Here is a 1,363-nt window from a genome sequence, read left to right as displayed (position 1 = left end):
ACGCTCATCAATTCCGTGCTTATAGAGTGATTAACTGTTATGGCGTTAAAGAATGCTTTTAACGCGCTTGCGGACGGCAGACCTTTTAGGCCGCACATACTGGCCACCGCCTTCAGCTTTGTCTTGCACAAGCGGCGGGTCGCACCTTTTAAATGCTCATCTTTGAAGAATGCTTTCATTGCCGCTGGCGTGGGCAGACCTTTTTGGTAGCACATACTGGCCACCGCAGCCAGCTTTGTCTTGCACAAGCGGCCGTTATCACCTTTTAAATACTCAGCAGTGAAAAATGCTTTCATTGCCGCTGGCGTGGGCAGACCTTTTCGACGGCACATACTGGCCACCGCAGCCAGCTTTGTCTTGCACAAGCGGCCGTTATCACCTTTTAAATACTCAGCAGTGAAGAATGTGTTCAGCGCCGCTGCCGTGGGCAGACCTTTTCGACGGCACATACTGGCCACCGCAGCCAGCTTTGTCAGGCACAAGCGGCCGTTTTCATCTTTTAAATGCTCATCTTTGAAGAATGTGTTCAGCGCCGCTGGCGTAGGCAGACCTTTTTGGCGGCGCATACTGGCCACCGCCTTCAGCCTTGTCAGACACAAGTTACGTCCATCTTTCAGATGATTATCGTTGAAGAATGCCTTCAGTGCCGTTGGTGTGGGCAGACCTTTTTCGCAACACATACTGGCCACCGCAGCCAGCTTTGTCAGGCACAAGCTATCGTCCTCACCTTTTAAATACTCAGCAGTGAAGAATGTGTTCAGCGCCTCTGCCATGGGCAGACCTTTTCGGCGGCACATACTAGCCACCGCCTTCAGCTTTGTCAGGCACAAGCGGCCGTTTTCATCTTTTAAATGCTCATCTTTGAAGAACATTTCCATTGCCTCTGCCGTGGGCAGACCTTTTTGGCGGCACATACTGGCCACCGCAGTCAGCTTTGTCAGGCACAAGCGGCCGTTTTCATCTTTTAAATGCTCATCTTTGAAGAATGCTTTCATTGCCTCTGCCGTGGGCAGACCTTTTTGGTAGCGCATACTGGCCACCGCAGCCAGCTTTGTCTTGCATAAGCGGCCGTTTTCATCTTTTAAATGCTCATCTTTGAAGAATGTGTTCAGCGCCGCTGGCGTGGGCAGACCTTTTTGGCGGCACATCGACATAACGTACGATAATTGAGGGTGTTTAGCTATACACTCAATATCACTGTCGGATAGGTTTGCAAAGGCTGTTATTGCGCCTTGATTACCTTTAAATAGACCTTCAAACGCCGTCAGCTTTACCTTGCCAGTTGTTATAAATGTTATAGCCTTCTCGATGGTTTCAGGTTCTCGTTGGTCAGGAAGTTGAGTAAATAAAGGTTTGAGTTCTT

Annotated in this window: 1 protein-coding gene; it reads right to left on the bottom strand. The window is 49.6% G+C overall.

The window, feature by feature from the left end; genetic code table 11:
* The coding region (locus JQC92_RS22270) for a hypothetical protein (RefSeq protein WP_205001714.1) at positions 1-1,363 on the bottom strand (1,363 nt) is incomplete at both ends.

This window comes from Parashewanella hymeniacidonis (genome assembly GCF_016900895.1).
GTDB lineage: Bacteria > Pseudomonadota > Gammaproteobacteria > Enterobacterales > Shewanellaceae > Parashewanella > Parashewanella hymeniacidonis.
The sequence above is the reverse complement of the archived record's forward strand: the minus strand, read 5'-3'. Positions and strand labels throughout refer to the sequence as shown.